Origin of the sequence: Streptomyces lydicus (assembly GCF_000717345.1) — a bacterium.
In the GTDB taxonomy this organism is placed as follows: Bacteria; Actinomycetota; Actinomycetes; order Streptomycetales; family Streptomycetaceae; genus Streptomyces; species Streptomyces lydicus.
The window spans coordinates 24815-44199 of the sequence record NZ_JNZA01000003.1 but is presented as its reverse complement, the minus strand read 5'-3'; the positions used below and the strand labels follow the sequence as shown (position 1 = coordinate 44199).

The window sequence follows — 19385 nt, the reverse complement described above, 5'->3', positions numbered from 1 at the left end:
CAGCACGCACACGCCACACAACCGAACCCCCGAAGCCGACACATAGGAGAAGTGGGCCGCATGGCACGACGCGGGATTCTGGGCCGTAACCGACGCGAGTACGTCACGCCCGAGCCGCACCCCTCCGGCGCGCGGCCGCCGAAGATTCCCGGGGAGCTGGTTCCCAACCATGTGGCCGTGGTCATGGACGGCAACGGCCGGTGGGCCAAGGAGCGCGGACTGCCGCGCACCGAGGGCCACAAGGTCGGCGAGGGCGTCGTCCTGGACGTCCTCAAGGGCTGCATCGAAATGGGCGTGAAGAACCTTTCGCTCTACGCCTTCTCGACGGAGAACTGGAAGCGGTCGCCCGACGAGGTCAAGTTCCTGATGAACTTCAACCGCGACGTGATCCGGCGGCGGCGCGACGAGATGGACGCGCTGGGCATTCGCATCCGGTGGGTCGGGCGGATGCCGAAGCTGTGGAAGTCCGTGGTCCAGGAGCTCCAGATCGCGCAGGAGCAGACCAAGAACAATGACGCGATGACGCTGTATTTCTGCGTGAATTACGGCGGGCGGGCGGAGATCGCGGACGCGGCGGCGGCCATCGCGGCGGACGTACGGGCCGGAAAGCTGGACCCGTCGAAGGTGAACGAGAAGACCGTCGCGAAGTACATGTACTACCCGGACATGCCGGACGTGGACCTCTTCGTCCGGCCGTCCGGTGAGCAGCGGACCTCGAACTACCTGATCTGGCAGAGCGCCTACGCGGAGATGGTGTTCCAGGACATTCTCTGGCCGGACTTCGACCGCCGGAACCTGTGGGACGCGTGCCTGGAGTACGCGAAGCGGGACCGCCGCTTCGGCGCCGCCCCGGAGCCGGACGGGCAGACGGCCAAGTAAGGCGCCCGGAGGCGCCACACGCGCCCGCACGCGCGGAACGGGCCGCCCCGGTCACCGGGGCGGCCCGTTCTCGTACGCGTCGTCGCTACTGCTTCTCGGCGGCCCGGCCGGCGCAGTCGCCGCAGGTCCCGAAGATTTCGATGGTGTGGGCGACGTCCTGGAAGCCGTGCTCGGTGGCGATCTGGTCGGCCCACTTCTCCACCGCGGGGCCCTCGACCTCGACGGCCTTGCCGCAGGCCCGGCACACGAGGTGGTGGTGGTGATCGTCGGTGCTGCACCGGCGGTAGACGGCCTCGCCGTCGCTGGTGCGCAGCACGTCGACCTCGCCGGCGTCGGCGAGCGACTGCAGCGTGCGGTAGACGGTGGTCAGTCCGACCGAGTCGCCGCGGTGCTTGAGCATGTCGTGCAGCTCCTGCGCACTGCGGAACTCGTCGACCTCGTCGAGTGCGGCGGACACCGCGGTCCGCTGCCGCGTCGACCGGCCGCGAACCGGAGATCCCGCGCTCGTCGCCACCGTTGCCTCCCTAGGACGTCAGGACTTCCCCCTGCGCATGCGTCCCGCCATTGTGCCAGGTGATAACCGGATGCCTGGTGAGACGCTTACCCCTACATCTATCTCCCGGCCGGTTCGCCGCCGCTATCCGGCCACGCTCACGTCGTCCGCGGGGGTGCGGCCGCCGGGTACCTCCAGGGTGCACCCGTCCCCGGGCCCGGCGGCAGCCTTGGCGCGCTTTTTCGCGAGCGGCGCGGCGAGCGCGGTGAAGGCCACGAACAGGGCGATGGCGAAGAGCACGATGGTCGCGCCGGACGGGACGTCCACGTAGTACGAGGTGGCGGTGCCCGTAAGGGTGACCACGACACCGATGGCGACGGCCACCGCGAAGGTGACCGCGAAGCTGCGGCTGATCTGCTGGGCGGCCGCGACCGGGATCACCATCAGGGCGCTGACCAGCAGCAGTCCGACGACGCGCATGGCGACGGTGACGGTGACTGCGGCGGTGACCGCGACCAGGAGGTTGAGCAGCCGTACCGGCAGTCCGGTCACCCGGGCGAACTCCTCGTCCTGGCAGACCGCGAAGAGCTGGCGGCGCAGGCCGATCGTGATCGCCAGGACCAGGGCGGCGAGCACGTAGATCGTGGTCATGTCCTGCGGCGAGACGGTGGTGATCGAGCCGAAGAGGTAGGTGCCGAGGTTGGCGTTGGAGCCGGCGTCGGAGAGGTTCATCAGCATCACGCCGCCCGCCATGCCGCCGTAGAACAGCATGGCCAGCGCGAGGTCGCCGCGGGTCTTGCCGTACCAGCGGATCAGTTCCATGACGACGGAGCCGGCGACGGCGACGGCGGTGGCGACCCAGACCGGGCTGGTGTTGAGGAGGAAGCCGAGGCCGACGCCGGTGAGGGCGACATGGCCGATGCCGTCGCCCATCAGGGCCTGACGGCGCTGGACGAGGTAGATGCCGATGGCGGGGGCGGTGATGCCGACGATCAGGGCGGCGATCAGGGCCCGCTGCATGAAGGCGTAGGTGAGGATTTCCATGGGTCGCGCAGCCCCTAGCTCAGCAGGCCGGTGCGGAGCGGCTCCGCGGCGGCGTCGGCGTGCGGGTGGACGTGGTCGTGGCCGGGCAGGGCGTGCTGGCCCACGGCCTCGGGGGGTGGGCCGTCGTGGACGACGCAGCCGTCGCGCAGCACCACCGCGCGGTCGATCAGCGGCTCCAGCGGGCCCAGCTCGTGCAGCACCAGCAGCACGGTGGTGCCCCGGGCGACCTGTTCGCGCAGCGCGGCGGCGAGCACTTCCTGGCTGGCCAGGTCGACGCCGGCCATCGGCTCGTCCATGATCAGCAGTTCCGGTTCGCCGGCCAGCGCCCGGGCTATCAGCACGCGCTGGTGCTGCCCGCCGGACAGCGCGTTGACGGAGTCCTTGGCGCGGTCGGCCATCCCGACGAGTTCCAGCGCGTGGTGCACGGCGGCCCGGTCGGCCTTGCGCAGGATGCCCAGCTTCGTACGGGCCAGCCGGCCGGAGGTGACGACCTCGCGGACGGTGGCGGGGACGCCGCCGGCCGCGGTGGTGCGCTGCGGGACGTAGCCGATGCGGGCCCAGTCCCTGAAGCGGCGGAACTCCGTACCGAAGAGCGAGAGCGTGCCGCCGGTGAGCGGGACCTGGCCGATCACCGACCGTACGGCGGTGGACTTGCCCGATCCGTTGGCGCCCAGCAGGGCGACCACCTCGCCGCCGTGCACGGTGAGGTCGACGCCGCGCAGCACGGGGCGGGCGCCCAGTGCGGCGGTGGCGGCGCGCAGGTCGATGACCGGCTGGTTCATGGGGACCTCCGTTGCGTGCTGCGGGTGTGCGGTGTCCGTCATTTGCTGCCGAGCGCCTTCTGCAGCGCGGCCAGGTTGGCGCGCTGCACGCCGAAGTAGTCCTTGCCGCGGGACGTGCCGGTGATCCCCTCCAGGGGGTCGAGCACGTCGGTCCTCAGATGCAGGTCGCCGGCCAGGGTCTTGGCGGTGGCCGGGTTGGCGATCGTCTCGAAGAAGACCGTGGAGACGTGGTGCTCGGCGGCGAGGGTGTGCAAGTCCCTGATGCGGTGGGCGCTGGGCTCGGACTCGGGGTCGAGGCCGCTGATGGCCTCCTCGGTCAGGCCGTACCGCTCGGCGAGGTAGCCGAACGCGGCGTGCGTGGTGAGGAAGGTGTCCGACGAGCGCTGCTTCAGCCCGTCCCGGAACTCCTTGTCCAGGCCGTTCAGCTTCTTGACCAGGGCGTCGGCGTTCTTCCGGTACTCGGCCCGGTGGCCCGGGTCGGCCTGGGCGAGGGTCTTGCCGACGCCCCGGGCGACCTGGGCGTACCGCACCGGGTCGAGCCAGACGTGCGGGTCCTTGCCGCCCTCGGAATCCGAGTGCGAGTGGTTGTCGCCGGTGGTGTGGTGGTGTCCGTCGACCTCGGTGCCGTGCTTCTCCAGCGGGGTCAGGGCGGCCGCGTCGGCGACGTGCTTGACGCCGGACTGGGCGACCGCGGCGTCCACGGCGGGCTGCAGGCCCTTGAGGTAGACGACCGCGCCGGACTCCCCGAGCTGGGCGGTCTGCTTCGGCGTGAGCTCCAGGTCGTGCGGTTCGACGCCGGGCTTGGTGAGGTCGGTCACCTCGACGTGCTTCCCGCCGATCTGCTCGGCGAGGAATTCCATGGGATAGAAGGACGCTGTCACCCTCAGCTTGCCGTCCTCCGTGCGCCCGTTACTTGTGGGGGCGCAGGCGGAGAGGGCCACGAGGCCGAGCACCGCGGCTCCGGCGACGGCCACGGTGGTGAGATGACGGCGTATGTTCATGACACTCATTTTCAACAAACCTGGAAACGATTGTCAATAAACCTCGGGCCGGTGTGAGCGGGCCGACAGCGGCCCGGAATCGATTTGGTCCGGGGGGCACGCCCGCCGGTACCCTGAACTATTCGCTCATCCGCCTCTCGACCACCACCCCCCGCCGAGGCGTGAGGGCGCTGCCATCCATCGTTCGTCGTCGTAATGAAGAGAGCACCGTGGCCGCCGACAAGATCGATACCATCGTCAGCCTGAGCAAGCGCCGTGGCTTCGTATACCCCTGCAGTGAGATCTACGGCGGCTCTCGGGCTGCCTGGGATTACGGTCCGCTGGGCGTCGAGCTCAAGGAGAACATCAAGCGTCAGTGGTGGCGTGCCATGGTCACCTCGCGCGAGGACGTCGTGGGCATCGACTCGTCGGTGATCCTGGCCCCCGAGGTGTGGCAGGCGTCCGGCCACGTCGCCACCTTCACCGACCCGCTCACCGAGTGCACCTCCTGCCACAAGCGCTTCCGCGCCGACCACCTGGAAGAGGCGTACGAGGCCAAGCACGGCAAGCTGCCCGAGAACGGCCTGGCCGACGTCAACTGCCCGCACTGCGGCAACAAGGGCGGCTTCACCGAGCCCAAGCAGTTCTCCGGCCTGCTCTCCACCCACCTCGGCCCCTCGCAGGACACCGCCTCGGTCGCCTACCTGCGTCCCGAGACCGCGCAGGGCATCTTCACCAACTTCGCCCAGGTCCAGCAGACCTCGCGCAAGAAGCCGCCGTTCGGCATCGCGCAGATGGGCAAGTCCTTCCGGAACGAGATCACTCCGGGCAACTTCATCTTCCGGACCCGCGAGTTCGAGCAGATGGAGATGGAGTTCTTCGTCAAGCCGGGCGAGGACGAGCAGTGGCAGGAGTACTGGATGGAGCAGCGGTGGAACTGGTACCGCGACCTCGGCCTCCGCGAGGAGAACATCCGCTGGTACGAGCACCCCGCCGAGAAGCTCTCGCACTACTCCAAGCGCACCGCTGACATCGAGTACCGCTTCAACTTCGGCGGCACCGAGTTCTCCGAGCTGGAGGGCGTGGCCAACCGCACCGACTACGACCTGTCCGCGCACTCCAAGGCGTCCGGCCAGGACCTGTCGTACTTCGACCAGGAGGCCGGCGAGCGCTGGACTCCGTACGTCATCGAGCCGGCGGCCGGCGTGAACCGCGCGATGCTTGCCTTCATGCTCGACGCCTACATCGAGGACGAGGCGCCGAACGCCAAGGGCAAGATGGAGAAGCGCACGGTCATGCGGCTCGACCCGCGCCTGGCGCCGGTCAAGGTCGCGGTGCTGCCGCTGTCCCGCAACCCGCAGCTCTCCCCGAAGGCCAAGGGCCTCGCGGACGACCTGCGCAAGAACTGGAACATCGAGTTCGACGACGCGGGCGCCATCGGCCGCCGTTACCGCCGCCAGGACGAGATCGGCACGCCGTTCTGCGTCACCGTCGACTTCGACACCCTCGACGACAACGCGGTCACCGTGCGCGAGCGCGACACGATGAAGCAGGAGCGGGTCTCGCTGGACCAGATCCAGGCGTACCTGGGCGGGCGCCTGCTGGGCTGCTGACGTCACGGCCGGGGTGCGGCTGACGCCGTACCGCCGGACAGGAGTGGTGCCGGGTCCCTCGGGGGCCCGGCACCACTGCTTTTTCGGGAATGCCCGCTCCGTCGCGCCGCGTTGAGCGTGCCTTGATCAGTCAGGTCAGGATGATCGGATTGGTGAGTGCGGCGACGGGTCCGTCGGGATGGCGGACCTCGATGCGGACGAACGCCGAGTCCTCCGCCGTTGTGTGCCAGTGCACCACTCCTGCTCCGTCAGCGGGTAGGGATGCGCGGTGGACCTTCCCTCGATCGGTGTGGAAGCTGACGGTCGCCGCCGGCACGCCCTGCACCGCTGCGCGCACTTCAACCTCCCCACCATGAGTTGCGAGCCGTTCTCCCACTCCGGCAACGCGACCCTCCACATCGGCCGTGAATGACACCTCCACGGCTGCCGACTCGGCGATCCAGCTGCGGCCCGAGCGGATTCCGACCAGGATCGCCTCCGTACTCAGCTCCTCGGCGAAGACCACAGTGTGAGGGACGCCGATCTGCCCCTCCAAGTGCGTGTCGCTGTTGCCCATCGCGGGCCGCCACGAGTCCGTCTGGATGTCAGCTGCGAGGCTCCGCCCCCACTCCGCCAAGGCGGCCTCGTTGTCAGCGTTCCAGGGTCGGTCCGAAGTCCACAGTCCGTTCCACACCTCCACCGCATCGAAGCCTCGGAAGGGGTACATGAAGTCGCCCGACGGATAGGGCGCATGCGGGTGCGCCGCCACGCACAGGCCGCCCACTCGATGCACCTGGTCCAGATACTGATCGATTGATCCGTCCCTGACCCCGTAGTTCCCATCGACGACCTGGCCGGGGCTGATGCCGAGCGCGAGCCAGTGCCCGGTCTTCGTGGTCACTTCCTCGCCGAGAACGATCAAGAAGTCATCGGCAGCCAGATGGCCCCATACACCGGGTTCCGCAGCAGATCTGTGCTCTGTCGTCGCGATGAAGTCGAGCCCGACGGCGCGGGCTCCGAGCGCCAACTCTTCGGGAGTGAGTTCTCCACCGACCGAGCGCACGGAATGGACATGGCAGTCACCGCGGTACCAGGCCGCCCCGCGTCCGACCGCGCGCACCGGCGGGAAGCTCAAACTCGACAATGTTCTTCCCCTCCCCTCGAAGACCTGACGAGTCAACGCGCAAGCAGAGCAACCGGTTCCGTCGCGCCGCGTTGTGGCCCCGAAGGGGGGCCGCGCCACCCCTACGGGATCTGTTCGGCCGAGCCTTAGGTGCCCGAACCCGAAACCGACCCCGTACGCGTACCGGCGCCCCAACCCGACCCCGCGCCTGCGCCCGTGCCCTGGGTGGCTCGCGCCGGGTGTGCCGCCAGTGCGGCGCACAGGGCCGCCAGGGGGAGTTCCGCCGCTACGGCCATGGCGACGGCGGTGGCGAACTCCGCACCCGGGGCGGCGGTGGCGAGATCGATGCAGGCGTCGGCGAGCAGCAGGACGGCCGCGGCCGCCGCGGGTGCCCGGTGGCGGGGGTCGGCGCGCAGCAGACGGGTGCCGGCGGCGAGGAGGGCGGCCGCCTCCAGGGCGTCGAGGACGACCCAGGCCGCGGCCTCGGCGGGCGGCAGGGTGGCGGCGAGGTATCCGAGCCAGGGCAGCAGGGCCAGGCCGGCGCCGGTGAGGATCCGGCCGTGCCGACGGCGGGCCGTGCCGAGGTGTACCGGCCCGCGGCGGACCCAGCTGCTCTTCGTCGCGCAACGGCCGTTCCCGGCAGGGGAGTTGAAGGCGATCAGGGTCATGGGGAGGGTCTCTTCCGGTGTCACGAACCCGGCCGTCGGGCTCCTGATCAAGACTCCGGTTCAGGCCGGCCACCGTCAGTAACGCGGCTGTCCGACTTGGGGTGGCACCAGCTACACCCCCGTTCCGGGCAGCAGCTTCATGGCTGCCGTTCCGCGCCCCCGCCTATCGTTCGATCATGACCATTCCACCCCGGTTGCGGCGCACTCTCACCCTCCTGACCCGCGACGTATCCTTCCTCGCCCTCGGGGCGCCGCTGCACCTCTTCACCGGGTTCCTGCTGTTCATGATCTTCGGCCTCGGGTGGGAAATCATCGAGGGGCAGGACAGCAGCGTGCCGGTGGTCCTCGGGTTCGCGCTGCTGCTGGCGGTGTTCTCCGCGCCGGCGCTGACCGCGGCCCAGCGCTGGCGCTTCCGGCGGCTGCTCGGGATCGACATACCCCGCCCGGGGTGGCAGCGGGCGCAGCGGCAGTACGGCTACCACTGCCTGGTCGGCATACTGCTCGGCGGGCTCGAAGTGCTGTTGCTGTCGCTGCTGTTGACCGGCGTGGCCGCCACCACGGTGTACGTGTGGATATGGGGGGTCTCCTGGGAGTGGCGGGCCGACCACCCCGGCTACACCACCCAGGCGTTCTACGTCACCCTCGCCGGACTCGCCGCGCTCGCCGCGGCACCCGCCCTCGCCACGGCCCTGGTGCGCCTGGAGACGTATGTCGGGCCCGGTCTGCTGGGGCCCGACCCGAGCGAGGACCTGGCGCGCCGGGTCGTCGACCTCACCGAGAGCCGCGACGGGATCGTGGACGCCGCGGATGCCGAACGGCGGCGCATCGAGCGGGACCTGCACGACGGGGCGCAGCAGCGGCTGGTGTCGCTGGCGCTGAACCTGGGACTGGCCAAGGCCACGCTGACGGACCTGCCGCCCGAGGCACGTGAGGTGATCGACGCGGCGCACCGCGAGGCGAAGGACGCGATCGAGGAGCTGAGCTCCCTGGTGCGCGGGCTGCATCCGGCCGTCCTGGACGAGCTGGGGCTCGATGCGGCGCTGTCGGGGCTGGCGGCCCGGGCGCCGTTGCCCGTACGGCTGCGGGTGGATCTGCCGCAGGATCCGTCGGAGCGGGTGGCGCCGGCCGTCGAGGCGGTGGCGTACTTCGTGGTCTCCGAGGCGCTGACGAACGTGGCCAAGCATGCGCGGGGGGCGAGCCGGGCGGAGGTGACGGTCACCCGGCTGGGCGGGATACTACGGGTGGTGATCGCCGACGACGGGGCGGGCGGCGCCGACTCGTCCAGGGGGACCGGCCTTACGGGGCTCGCCCAGCGCGTGCGGTCCGTGGACGGAACATTCCGGATGAGCAGCCCTGTGGGGGGACCGACCATGATGAGCGTGGAGCTGCCGTGCCCGAGGTGAGGCGTGCCGTGATCGCCGAGGATTCCGTGCTGTTGCGGATCGGGCTGGTCAAGGTGGTGGAGATGGCCGGCTTCGAGGTGGCGGCCGAGGCGGGGGACGCGCCGGGGCTGCTCGCCGCGGTCGAGGAGCACCGCCCTGACCTCGCGGTGGTGGACGTGCGGATGCCGCCGGGCTTCACCGACGAAGGGGTGCGGGCCGCCCTGGCGATCAGGCAGAAGTGGCCGTCGACCGCCGTTTTGCTGCTCTCGCAGTACGTCGAGGAGCGCTACGCCGCCGATCTGCTCGCGGCCAACACCAGCGGCGTCGGATATCTGCTCAAGCAACGGGTCGCGGACGTCGAGGAGTTCATCGAGGCGCTGCGGAGGGTGGCGGACGGCGGTACCGCGCTCGACCCGCAGGTCGTCGCGCAGTTGCTGGTGCGGCGGTCGAGCGACCCGTTGGAGCGGCTGACGGCCCGTGAGCGGGAGGTGCTCGCCCTGATGGCCGAGGGCCGCTCCAATGCGGGGATCGCCGCCGGTCTGGTGGTCAGCGAGAGCGCGGTCGCCAAGCACATCAACAACATTCTGGCGAAGCTGGACCTGCCGAGGGCGGACGCTGATCACCGCCGGGTGCTGGCGGTGCTGCACTTCCTGGGGGTCGGCGACCAGCCGTAGCGCGGGGTTTCGGGGGGCGGCTGAGCGGTGAGGCGGGGCGTAGTGCATTAGTCCGGTAACAAAGCCGTCCCCGGGCGCATCCATCAGCCCTTCTCACGCGTCTCATGAGCGAGCGGCTTTCTCATATGGGCCGCACTGCAGGGGTATTTGGAGTAGTCAATTTGAAAACCGGCATTAAGGGCATTCGTCGCGTCTCTGCGGTCGCCATCACCGCTGGAGCCGTCCTCACCGCCGGGGCGTTCGCCGCTCCGGCGCAGGCCGCCACGCTCCCGACGCCCACGATCACCGCCGCGGGCGGTTTCGTGATGAACAACGGCACGGGCAAGTCCCTGTTCACCAAGGCGGCGGACACCCGTCGCTCGACCGGCTCCACCACCAAGATCATGACTGCCCGGGTGGTACTCGGGCAGCCGAATCTGAATCTTGACTCCAAGGTCACGGTCCAGAAGGCGTACAGCGACTACATCGTCAACAACAACTGGGCCTCGTCGGCCCGGCTGATCGTCGGCGACAAGGTCTCCGTCCGCCAGCTGCTGTACGGCTTGATGCTGCCGTCCGGCTGCGACGCGGCGTACGCGCTGGCCGACAAGTTCGGCTCCGGGTCCACCCGGGACGCGCGGGTGAAGTCGTTCATCGGCAAGATGAACGCCACCGCCAAGAGCCTCGGCCTGACGAACACGCACTTCGACTCGTTCGACGGCATCGGGCACGGCTCGAACTACTCCACGCCGCGCGACCTGACCAAGCTCGCCAGCAACGCGATGAAGTACTCCACGTTCCGTACGGTCGTGGGCACCAAGTCGACCAAGCAGAAGGTCACCACGAAGAGCGGCGGCTACCGCTACATGACGTGGGACAACACCAACACTCTGCTCGGCAGCTACGCGGGCACCATCGGCGTGAAGACCGGCTCGGGTCCGGAGGCCAAGTACTGCCTGGTCTTCGCCGCCACCCGGAACGGCAAGACCGTCATCGGTGCGGTCCTCGCGTCCTCGTCGGTCCCCAACCGCACGGCCGACGCGAAGAAGCTGCTGGACTACGGCTTCAAGAAGTAACGGGCATACCGGGTGTGGGGCCCGTCCTCGGTCATACGGCCGTGGGCGGGCCCTTCGTCGTGCTGCCGCCGAAAATGCGTTGCCGGCCGGTGGCGTACGGGAGAGGCTGCCCGGCATGACACCTCAGGGAACGAGCGACAGAGCGCAGGGCGTGGCCGCCCTGTTCTCCCGCGGGCGGTTGACGGCGATTCCGCGGAAGGCGGCCCGGCGCGAGCAGTTGCTCGTCCACCTCACGGAGACGCTGTTCGAGCGGGACCGGGAGTACAGCGAGCGCGAGGTCAACGAGGCGCTGCTGACCGTGCACGAAGACTGCTCGGCGCTGCGCCGGTATCTGGTCGTGGCAGGTCTGCTGGCCCGCCCGAAGGACGGCAGCAGCTACCGGCGGGTCCGGTAGCGCACACCGTGCGGGCCGGTGGCGCACGATGAGGGCACTGCAGGCCGCGACTCCGCCCACTATGCAGGGCGAAGAACGGGATCGATCTCTGCCAGAATTTCCTGCAGCTGACGGGCTCCCAGGGCAACGCGCTCGTCGGCGCCCCGTGACATCTCCTCGCACAGCTGTATCGCGTGGTCCCGATCGTCGGAGAAGACGCTGAATACATCGACGATCGCGGTGTGGATCCACTCGCTGTGATGCGAATCGGCGACGGCCAGTGCGGACGCGACTACCGTCAGCCCGACCCTGTCCTTTCGCCGGAGCAAGGCTTCCGCGGTCCGCCGGGTGACGAAGGTGTCATCCGGGTCGAGTACGAGCCCCAGCAGCGGCCCAAGGGCCGTCTGCATCTCGGCGAACCCTGCCAGGCCGTGACCGGCATCCGCCCGGTCGCGGTAGTCGTGACTTCGCCCGAGCTCGCCGAGCGCCATGACAGATGCATGCCGCAGGTCACTGTCCACCTGCTTGCCCGCCCCTCCCGCGATTTCCGGTGAAAGTGCCATCGAGGCGCCCTACGAGGTGATCGCCGGGACACCCTAACCCTCCATGCTTGCGAGTCCGCTTCGGGCCGTTGAGCCTCAACGCCTCGTTGCCAGCGCTCGTCCAGCCCCGAAGCCCCCACCTCAATGTGGCTGTTGCGTCCTGTCAGATAGCGGTAGTCGGCCTGCTCTCATGGCACTCCTCCTTGCGGCGGATCTCCATGGCTGTGCCTCCGCCGCATGGGGGAAGCGGATCATGCGTCGGCCCGATGCCTGTGCGCTGCGGGTCCAGAACAGTGATCCCATGGCAATCAGCGCATACGAATCTTCTGCGACGGGTGCCGGAGTGTCTGTGCGGGCGGTCCATGCGCGGACCGATGTCCGGAACTCCGAGTTCTCCCGGTCCGCGCGTCCGATGAGAACGACGCCGACCCTTCCGCCGATTTCCGGAAGCCAATTGCGTTGCTGGACGATGAGGGGTCATCTGTGACGGTCTGGCTCATGTCGTTCCCGGCCTTGGCGGGGCTGCTGGCCTTGTTCGCCCTGGTGGAGAGCGCGTGGCGAGGGTTCACGGGGCTGGGCTTGATCCCGTGGCTCCGCAGGCGCACGGGGCGGTCGTTGTCGAACACCGCCTTCGATGAATTCACGGCGGTCGTGAACGGAAACAAGACGGTGGAGCTGGAGCAGCGGCGGGTGGAGCTGCTCCGGCGGGACGACGAGAGTGACGGTGCGCCGCCCCGCTCCAGCATCGACCTGATCAAGGGCACCGCGTTCGTCGTGGTGCCGCAGGAAGCGGGCGGCCCGTGCGCTGACCGGCGCGATGCCGGTGAGGGCCGGCGGTGAGGCGCCAACCGGAGCGAACGGGTGCGGAACCGTCCACGCTGTGGGGGCGTATCGCCTGCTCGTGGGCGGCCGCGTTCGCCGGGTTGCACTTCTACTGGGCCGTGGGCGGTGAGGTGGGGCTGAGCATCTCCGCCGGTCCGCTGGCCACCACGCGCCCGCTGTGGTTCGTGGTGGCCGGTTTGTGGGGTGTGGGTGCACTCTGCCTCCTCGGCGCGCTGCTGGCATGGCTGCTTGCCCGGCCCCGGCTCCGGGGCGTTCCCGCTCTGCTGGCCAGGTGGTTGGGATGGGGTGTCAGTGCCCTCCTGCTGGTCCGTGGCATCGGTATCGAGGTGCTGCTGCTGACCAACGCAACGGATCTGAACACCTCCGTGAGTGTGGGGCAGCGCGCTTGGACGCTGGCCCTCTGGAACCCCTGGTTCATCGCCGGAGGACTGGCCTTCGGCCTCGCCACCCTTCGGTCCCGCAGGCATGCCGTCGCGGAACCGCCACCCCCGTACGGACGCTGACCGCTCCGCCGGCCAGCTCACGGCCCCACTGCCCCCACAGCAGGCTCGCTGACCCGTCGGACACGGCCTGGGCACCCCGGGCGCAGGTGCCGGGAGGTCCGGGCCGGTTTCCGGGCACGTCGGGCGGGCTTCCGGGGCGGCCGCGGTGCCGGGACCATTCCTGATCACCGCGGGTGCCGTACCAGGCCCGTAGCTGCGGCTCGTCGGGCTCCCCGTCGTCGTGTCCGCCCGTCAGCCGGGTGGTCACGGCGGCGCGGAACATCGGCATCAGCGCGGGTACGTCCTCCACCGTGACCGGCCGGAGCAGGACCGCTTCTCCGTGCCGGGTGCGAATGTCCGTCCGCAGGACATCAGCCAGTTGACCGGACACCCTGCGCACATGCCCCGTCCGACCGTGCCTCTCCGGCTCCCGATTCGGGCGACCTCCGGAGGTGTCTCAGCCGCGGAGGCCGCGTAGGACCAGATTGCGGACCGCTTCGAAGTCGGCGGTGATTTCCGGGCGGGACCACTCCGCGGCGTAACACGGGTCATGGAAGCGGCCGGTGGCGTCGAAGACGGCGCGCGCGGTGGTGGCCGGTGCGGGCGTGTGGAAGGCGCCCTCGCTGACCCCGGCCTCGATGATCGTCGTGAGCTGCGACTCCAGGTCGGTGACGTGGCGGTCGACCGCTCCGCCGCTCTCGCCGATCAAGGTCATATAGGTGGCGAACAGTTCGGGATCATCACCGGCCTTGTGCCGCTTGGCCTCGAACAGGGTGGTCAGCCAGCGGTCCAGCCGCTCCGGTGCCGGGCCGTCCTCCGTCACGATCGCCGACAGCTTCTGGCTCGTCCGCTCCAGCCAACGCGCCGTGACCGCCTCGCGCAGCGCCGCCTTCGTGCGGAAGTGGCGGTAGACGCTGCCGTGGCTGACGCCCAGGGCGCGCGCCACATCGACGACCGTGGCCTTGGCGGGGCCGTAGCGGCGCAGTACCTCCTCGGTGGCTTCGAGGATGCGCTCGGGGGTCAACGTCTCGGGGGGCATGGGGCGGGCCGGCCTTTCGGGGGAGCGCGCGGGGCGGCGGTGGTGGTACCTACGGACGGTACCTGGCCGTCGCCCTCGCCCGCGCTGCGGTCAGCGCTCGCTGTCGAGGTGGGCCATCTGCGCGGCCGGATAGCGCGCGCCGGCGGCGGCATCGGCCGGGACCGCCCGCTCGATCGCGGCCAGGTCCTCCGCGTCCAGCGTGACGTCCAGGGCGCCGAGTGCCTCGGACAGCCGGTCGCGGCGGCGGGCACCGACCAGCGGGACTATGTCCTCGCCCTGCGCGAGCACCCAGGCGATGGCGATCTGGGCGACCGAGACGCCCTTCTGCTCGGCGATCTTGCGCAGCGCGTCCACCAGGTCGAGGTTGCGCGCGAGGTTCTCGCCCTGGAACCGCGGGCTCATACCGCGGAAGTCGTTCGCGGCGAGCTTGCGGTCGCGGCTGAAGTGGCCGCTGATCAGGCCGCGGGACAGCACGCCGTACGCGGTGATGCCGATGCCCAGTTCGCGGGCGGTCGGCAGGATCGCGTCCTCGATGCCGCGGGAGAGGAGGGAGTACTCGATCTGGAGGTCGGAGATCGGGGCGACGGCCGCGGCCCGGCGCAGGGTCTCCGCGCCCACCTCGGAGAGGCCGATGTGCCGCACATGGCCGGCCTCGACCAGCTCGGCGATGGCGCCGACGGTCTCCTCGACCGGGACGTCCGGGTCGAGCCGGGCGATGCGGTAGATGTCGATGTGGTCCGTGCCCAGGCGCTGGAGGGAGTACGCGGCGAAGTTCTTCACCGCGGCGGGCCGGCCGTCGTAGCCGGTGAAGCCGCCCTCGACGGTGCGCAGGGCGCCGAACTTGACGCTGATCCGGGCGGATTCGCGGGCCGCCGCGGGGGCGGTGCGCAGGGCCTCGTTGATGAGGAGTTCGTTGTGGCCCATGCCGTAGAAGTCGCCGGTGTCGAGCAGGGTGACGCCGGCGTCGAGGGCCGCGTGGACAGTGGCGAGGGACTCGGCGCGGTCGCTGTCGCCGTAGAGGGCGGACATGCCCATGCAGCCGAGGCCGAGGGCGGAAATCTGTGGGCCGGTGGTGCCCAGGGTGCGGGTCTGCACTGTGTGCTCCTGAATGAGAAGGGGAGGTCGGAGGGGATCCGGCGGGTGCCGGAGGGGCCCGCACGGCGGTGGCGGCGCCGGCGGTCAACGGGAGAAACCGTCGGGATCCTTCGTGCATTCAGCATGGCATGACGGCTGACAGATTTCAATATCTGTCAGCCGTCACGTGTGAGCCCAGGTGTCCCCGTGCGCCTTTCCGCAGGTCAGCGCACGGAACGCGGCAGCCGCAGGGCGAGCGCCGTGGTCCCCGCGACGATCGCCAGCTGGGTCAGCAGGGCGGCGAGCAGCGCATCGCGGATGCCGACGCTCGGCAGCAGCGAGAGGAAGAGGGTGCCCAGGGTCGCCACGCCCAGCGCGAGCCCGGACTGCTGGGTGGTGACCATCGCGCCGCCGCCCACGCCCGCCTGCGCCACCGGCAGTTCGCTCAGCACGATGCGCATCAGAACCGGCAGCACCATGCCCTGCCCGAAGCCCAGGACCGCCATGCTCGGCGCGAGACCGGCCACCGAGGTACCGGGCCAGCTCGCGTGCACGGTCAGCGCCAGCGCGATCAGCCCGGCGCCCTGGATCAGCGAACCGGCGATCACCACCCGCCGTCCGAAGCGGCCGACCAGCCGCGGCCCGGCGAGCGAGGCGATGAAGAAGGTCGCGCAGAGCGGCACCAGCGACAGACCGGCCGCGAACGGGCCGTAGCGCAGGCCGTTCTGCAGGGCGACGGCCACCACGAACATGAACCCGCCGAAGCCCACCGAGAACGGGACGATCATGGCCAGCCCGCTGTTCACGGACGGGATGCGCAGGAGCGAGGGCGGCACCAGCGGCGTGCGCCCGGAACGCTCGGCCCGCCGCTCGACCAGGACGAACGCGGTGCCGACGAAGGGGAAGACGGCCAGCAGGAGCCAGGACCACAGGGGCCAGCCGGCCGCCCGCCCCTCGGTCAGCGGCAGCAGCAGCGTGATCAGGGTGGCGGCCAGCAGCGCGGTACCGGGGCCGTCGACGCGGCTCGGGCGCGGCGAGCGGGTCTCGGGCACCGTACGGGCGGCCAGTAGCCAGGCCGCCGCCGCGATCGGCACGTTCACCAAGAAGACCGCACGCCAGCCGGTACCCGCCAGGTCGACGGAGACCAGCAGCCCGCCGAGCACCTGGCCGACGGCGCTGGAGACGCCGGCCGTGCCGCCGTACAGGCTGAGGGCCCGGGCGCGCCGCTTGCCGGAGGTCGTGGCCTGGATGGTGGCCAGCACCTGCGGCAGCAGCAGCGCGGCCGCGGCGCCCTGGGTGACCCGGGCGGCCACCAGCGTGCCGGCGTCCGGGGCGAGACCGCAGGCCAGCGAGGTCAGGCCGAAGGTGGCCAGGCCCCACAGGAACAGCCGGCGGCGGCCGACCATGTCGCCGAGCCGGCCGCCCAGGACGAGGAGCGTGGCGTAGGCGACGCCGTATCCGGCCACCACCATCTCCAGCATCGCGGGGCCCGCGTGCAGGTCGTGGTCGATGGTCGGCAGGGCGACGTTGACGATAAAGAAGTCGATCATGGGCAGGGCGGCGCCCAGCAGGACGGTCAGCAGACCGAGAGGGGTCAGCAGCGCCGGAACGGCGGGCTTCCGCGGCGCGTCGGCCGGTGCTTCGAGAGTGGGGGTCTGTGCTCGGGTATCGCTCACGGTGTCGACGATCGTCTACCGCTCAGAGGGGTACCAGAGTGTCCTTATCCTGGTACCGGTGCTACCTGGCAACCGGCTGAGCGCTGCGGCACCCTGGAAGCATGACCGTTGATGCGACCCTGACGCAGGCTGCCACACGCCCCGCCGCGTCCGCCGCCCCGTCGCCCGGCGCCGGCCCGCGCCCGGGCACGGCAGCCGGCGACGACGCCGTGCGCCGGGCCGAGCTGGCCGCCTTCCTGCGCAGCCGGCGCGAACGCATCACCCCGGAGCAGGTCGGCCTGCCGCGCGGTGCCCGCCGCCGCACGCCCGGGCTGCGCCGCGAGGAGGTCGCGCATCTGGGGGCCGTTGGCGTCACCTGGTACACCTGGCTCGAACAGGCCCGGGACATCCACGTCTCCCCGCAGGTCCTGGACGCGGTCGCCCGCGCGCTGCTGCTCGACCGCGCCGAGCGCAGCCACCTCTTCGCGCTCGCCGGAGCCGTCGATCCGCTGCCGGGCAAGGAGTGCACCGGCGTCTCGCGTGAACTGCGGCAGATGCTCCAGCAGTTGGCGCCGTTCCCCGCGGTCGTCCAGAACAGCCGGTTCGACATCCTCGCCTACAACAGCACCTACGGGCGGCTGATGTGCGACCTCGACGCACTGCCCGAAGAGGACCGCAACTGCATGTGGCTGGCGTTCACCCACCCCGAGTGGCGGGCGTGCGTGGTCGATCTGGACGCCACGATGCGGGTGATGGCCGCCAAGTTCCGCGCCTCGATGGCCGAGCACGTCGCGGAACCCGCCTGGAAGGCGCTGGTCGCGCGGCTGACGGACGCCTCGCCCGAGTTCCGGGAGATCTGGGCGCAGCACGAGGTCATCCGCCCGGTCAGCTCCGTCAAGCTCTTCCGCCACCCCCAGGTGGGCGTCCTCCAGGTGACCGCCACCAGCCTGTGGACGGGCCCCAACCCCGGCCCGAAGCTGCTGTCCTACACCCCCGTGGACGAGACCACCCACGAGCGGCTCCGGCAGCTGGAGAAGCTGGCGCTCGCCGCGGCGTGACGGGCCCGCCGGGCGGGGCAGCCGGCGGTGCGCCGCCCTACGACCGTGCGTCGGCCGGGCGGTGTCCCGGCCGGTCCTCCTCGAAGAGCGCCGCGGTGCGCCGGGCGGTGGCCTTGCCCCAGCGGCCCGTCGTCAGGGCGCCGAGCAGCAGGACGGCCGCGCCGCAGCCGGCGATGATCCACCAGGCCGGCCGGCCCGCCGCGACGAACTGCTGCCCGCCGGCCGCGGCGTACGCCCCGCCCGCCAGTACGGCGCCGATCACCGCGACGCCGAGCGACTGCCCCACCTGCCGGCTGGTGGACGCCACGGCGGCGGCCACCCCGGCCTGGGCGCGTGGCATACCGGAGACCGCGGTATTGGTGATCGGCGCGTTGACCAGGCCGAACCCGATGCCGAAGAGGACATAGCCGGTGAACAGCAGGGTGTTGCTCGCCTGTGCGTCGAAGGCCGCGAAGAGCAGCCCGCTCGCGCCCATCGTCGTACCGGCGAGCAGCAGCGGCAGCCGGGGGCCGCGGCTGCCGACGAGCCGTCCCGACAGCGGTGCGCAGACCAGCGTCATCCCGGCCATGGGCAGCATGTAGAGCCCGGCCTCCAGGGCGGACAGCCCGCGGATGTTCTGCAGGTACAGCGTGTTGACGAAGAGGAAGCCGCCGAGCGCGGCGAAGGCGCACACCGCGATGACCGTGGCGCCGCTGAACGGCGCGCTGTGGAAGAACCGCAGGTCGATCAGGGGTTCCGTACGGCGCCGCTCGTATCCGATCAGCGCCGCCAGCGAGACCAGTGCCACCAGCACGAAGCCCAGGATCTCCGGGGAGGTCCAGCCGGCGCCCGGCGCCTCGATGATCGCGTACGTCAGCGAGCCGAGCAGCGCGATCACCAGCAGCTGGCCCACCGGGTCGACCCGGCGCGGCCTGGGGGCGCGCGACTCGGGGACGTAGCGGAGGGTGAGGAACAGCGCGAGCGCGCCGATCGGGACGTTGATCCAGAAGATCGAGCGCCAGCCGACGCTCTGCACCAGCAGCCCGCCGATCACCGGCCCGGCCGCCATGCTGATGCCGACGACCCCGCCCCACACCCCGATGGCGCGGGCCCGCTCCCGGGGGTCGGTGAAGGTGTTGGTGATGATCGACATCGCGACGGGGTTGAGCATCGAACCGCCGACGGCCTGCACCATCCGGAAGACCACCAGCCACGACAGGCCGGGCGCCAGGCTGCACAGCAGCGAGCCGAGCGCGAAGACCACCAGCCCCACCATGAATATCCGCCGCCGGCCCAGCCGGTCGGCCGTCGAACCGGCCAGCATCAGCAGCGACGCCAGCACCAGGGTGTAGGCGTCGATCGTCCACTGCATCCCGGAGACCGAGGCGTGCAGCTCACGCTGCATCGACGGCAGGGCGACGTTGAGAACGGTGTTGTCCAGACTGACGATCAGCAGGCTCATGCAGCAGATCGCCAGTACCAGGAGTCGACGCCGGCGGCTGAGGTCAGGCATGGTTGAACGCTACAACGATCCGCGTCGTCCCGTGCCCGGCAGGCCCGCCCCCGCGGTCCCGGCAGGGCCACTCCCGCGGTGCGGGACAATAGGAGGTCGCAGCGGCCGGCCGGTCCACCCGTCCGTACGGCTGCGGCCCGCCCGCCCCGCCCCGT

20 protein-coding genes are annotated in these 19385 nt (G+C 70.6%); 9 read left to right on the top strand and 11 right to left on the bottom strand.

Features of this window, described 5'->3' with window-relative positions:
• Nucleotides 1-60 precede the first annotated feature (60 nt).
• Nucleotides 61-879 carry an isoprenyl transferase gene (locus OO62_RS03105; RefSeq protein ID WP_033265606.1) on the top strand — a complete coding sequence of 273 codons (819 nt, stop codon included), beginning with the start codon at nt 61-63 and terminating at the stop codon, nt 877-879.
• Between the two features lie 85 nt (nt 880-964).
• Here OO62_RS03105 and OO62_RS03100 read toward each other — a convergent pair whose 3' ends face one another.
• From OO62_RS03100 to OO62_RS03085, 4 genes are all read right to left on the bottom strand, one after another.
• Nucleotides 965-1393, bottom strand: a complete 429-nt coding sequence (locus tag OO62_RS03100) for a Fur family transcriptional regulator (protein WP_033265605.1) — start codon at nt 1391-1393, stop codon at nt 965-967.
• A gap of 123 nt (nt 1394-1516) precedes the next feature.
• The gene (locus OO62_RS03095; RefSeq protein WP_033265604.1) at nt 1517-2416 is read right to left on the bottom strand and encodes a metal ABC transporter permease; all 900 of its coding nucleotides are present in this window, start codon (nt 2414-2416) and stop codon (nt 1517-1519) included.
• A 14-nt stretch (nt 2417-2430) separates the two neighbouring features.
• Nucleotides 2431-3240, bottom strand: coding sequence for a metal ABC transporter ATP-binding protein (locus OO62_RS03090; RefSeq protein WP_033265603.1), 810 nt, complete (start codon nt 3238-3240; stop codon nt 2431-2433).
• Nucleotides 3237-4199: a metal ABC transporter substrate-binding protein gene (locus OO62_RS03085; RefSeq protein WP_033265602.1), complete on the bottom strand. Its 963-nt coding sequence runs from the start codon at nt 4197-4199 to the stop codon at nt 3237-3239. Before OO62_RS03085 ends, OO62_RS03090 begins: the two co-directional genes overlap by 4 nt.
• 209 nt (nt 4200-4408) lie before the next feature.
• Between OO62_RS03085 and OO62_RS03080 the strand changes: the two genes are divergently transcribed.
• Nucleotides 4409-5791: a glycine--tRNA ligase gene (locus tag OO62_RS03080; protein ID WP_033265601.1), complete on the top strand. Its 1383-nt coding sequence runs from the start codon at nt 4409-4411 to the stop codon at nt 5789-5791.
• Between the two features lie 130 nt (nt 5792-5921).
• Here the strand turns inward: OO62_RS03080 and OO62_RS03075 are convergent, their stop codons facing one another.
• Nucleotides 5922-6905, bottom strand: coding sequence for a CehA/McbA family metallohydrolase (locus tag OO62_RS03075; RefSeq protein ID WP_164993268.1), 984 nt, complete (start codon nt 6903-6905; stop codon nt 5922-5924).
• 134 nt (nt 6906-7039) lie between these two features.
• Nucleotides 7040-7561 carry a hypothetical protein gene (locus tag OO62_RS03070; protein WP_228332445.1) on the bottom strand — a complete coding sequence of 174 codons (522 nt, stop codon included), beginning with the start codon at nt 7559-7561 and terminating at the stop codon, nt 7040-7042.
• Nucleotides 7562-7737: 176 nt separating this feature from the next.
• Here OO62_RS03070 and OO62_RS03065 point away from each other — a divergent pair, with 176 nt between their 5' ends.
• The 4 genes from OO62_RS03065 to OO62_RS03050 all read left to right on the top strand — a co-directional run bounded on the left by OO62_RS03065 (nt 7738) and on the right by OO62_RS03050 (nt 11066).
• Entirely contained in the window at nt 7738-8964 is a 1227-nt protein-coding gene (locus tag OO62_RS03065) for a sensor histidine kinase (RefSeq protein ID WP_033265600.1), read from the top strand.
• An 8-nt stretch (nt 8965-8972) separates the two neighbouring features.
• Entirely contained in the window at nt 8973-9617 is a 645-nt protein-coding gene (locus OO62_RS03060) for a response regulator (protein WP_033265772.1), read from the top strand.
• A gap of 161 nt (nt 9618-9778) precedes the next feature.
• On the top strand, nt 9779-10672 hold the full coding sequence (locus tag OO62_RS03055; RefSeq protein ID WP_033265599.1) for a D-alanyl-D-alanine carboxypeptidase family protein: 894 nt from the start codon (nt 9779-9781) through the stop codon (nt 10670-10672).
• Between the two features lie 115 nt (nt 10673-10787).
• Nucleotides 10788-11066, top strand: a complete 279-nt coding sequence (locus tag OO62_RS03050) for a DUF2087 domain-containing protein (RefSeq protein WP_033265598.1) — start codon at nt 10788-10790, stop codon at nt 11064-11066.
• Between the two features lie 59 nt (nt 11067-11125).
• On the opposite strand, the gene OO62_RS03045 is transcribed toward OO62_RS03050, so the two are convergent.
• Nucleotides 11126-11608 carry a hypothetical protein gene (locus tag OO62_RS03045; RefSeq protein ID WP_228332443.1) on the bottom strand — a complete coding sequence of 161 codons (483 nt, stop codon included), beginning with the start codon at nt 11606-11608 and terminating at the stop codon, nt 11126-11128.
• Nucleotides 11609-12085: 477 nt separating this feature from the next.
• Between OO62_RS03045 and OO62_RS03040 the strand changes: the two genes are divergently transcribed.
• Nucleotides 12086-12427: a DUF6191 domain-containing protein gene (locus OO62_RS03040; protein WP_063738968.1), complete on the top strand. Its 342-nt coding sequence runs from the start codon at nt 12086-12088 to the stop codon at nt 12425-12427.
• The gene (locus OO62_RS03035; RefSeq protein ID WP_051732605.1) at nt 12424-12933 is read left to right on the top strand and encodes a DUF3995 domain-containing protein; all 510 of its coding nucleotides are present in this window, start codon (nt 12424-12426) and stop codon (nt 12931-12933) included. The genes OO62_RS03040 and OO62_RS03035 overlap by 4 nt, the downstream gene beginning before the upstream one ends.
• Before the next feature lie 436 nt (nt 12934-13369).
• Here the strand turns inward: OO62_RS03035 and OO62_RS03030 are convergent, their stop codons facing one another.
• The 3 genes from OO62_RS03030 to OO62_RS03020 form a co-directional block, all read right to left on the bottom strand.
• Entirely contained in the window at nt 13370-13951 is a 582-nt protein-coding gene (locus OO62_RS03030) for a TetR/AcrR family transcriptional regulator (RefSeq protein WP_033265596.1), read from the bottom strand.
• A gap of 90 nt (nt 13952-14041) precedes the next feature.
• Nucleotides 14042-15046, bottom strand: coding sequence for an aldo/keto reductase (locus OO62_RS03025; RefSeq protein WP_033265595.1), 1005 nt, complete (start codon nt 15044-15046; stop codon nt 14042-14044).
• Nucleotides 15047-15249: 203 nt separating this feature from the next.
• The gene (locus OO62_RS03020) at nt 15250-16701 is read right to left on the bottom strand and encodes an MFS transporter (RefSeq protein ID WP_033265594.1); all 1452 of its coding nucleotides are present in this window, start codon (nt 16699-16701) and stop codon (nt 15250-15252) included.
• Between the two features lie 101 nt (nt 16702-16802).
• Between OO62_RS03020 and OO62_RS03015 the strand changes: the two genes are divergently transcribed.
• Complete coding sequence (locus OO62_RS03015; RefSeq protein WP_033265593.1) at nt 16803-17738, top strand: helix-turn-helix transcriptional regulator; 936 nt, start codon at nt 16803-16805, stop codon at nt 17736-17738.
• Nucleotides 17739-17775: 37 nt separating this feature from the next.
• Here OO62_RS03015 and OO62_RS03010 read toward each other — a convergent pair whose 3' ends face one another.
• Nucleotides 17776-19230 carry an MFS transporter gene (locus tag OO62_RS03010; RefSeq protein ID WP_033265592.1) on the bottom strand — a complete coding sequence of 485 codons (1455 nt, stop codon included), beginning with the start codon at nt 19228-19230 and terminating at the stop codon, nt 17776-17778.
• Nucleotides 19231-19385 lie beyond the last annotated feature (155 nt).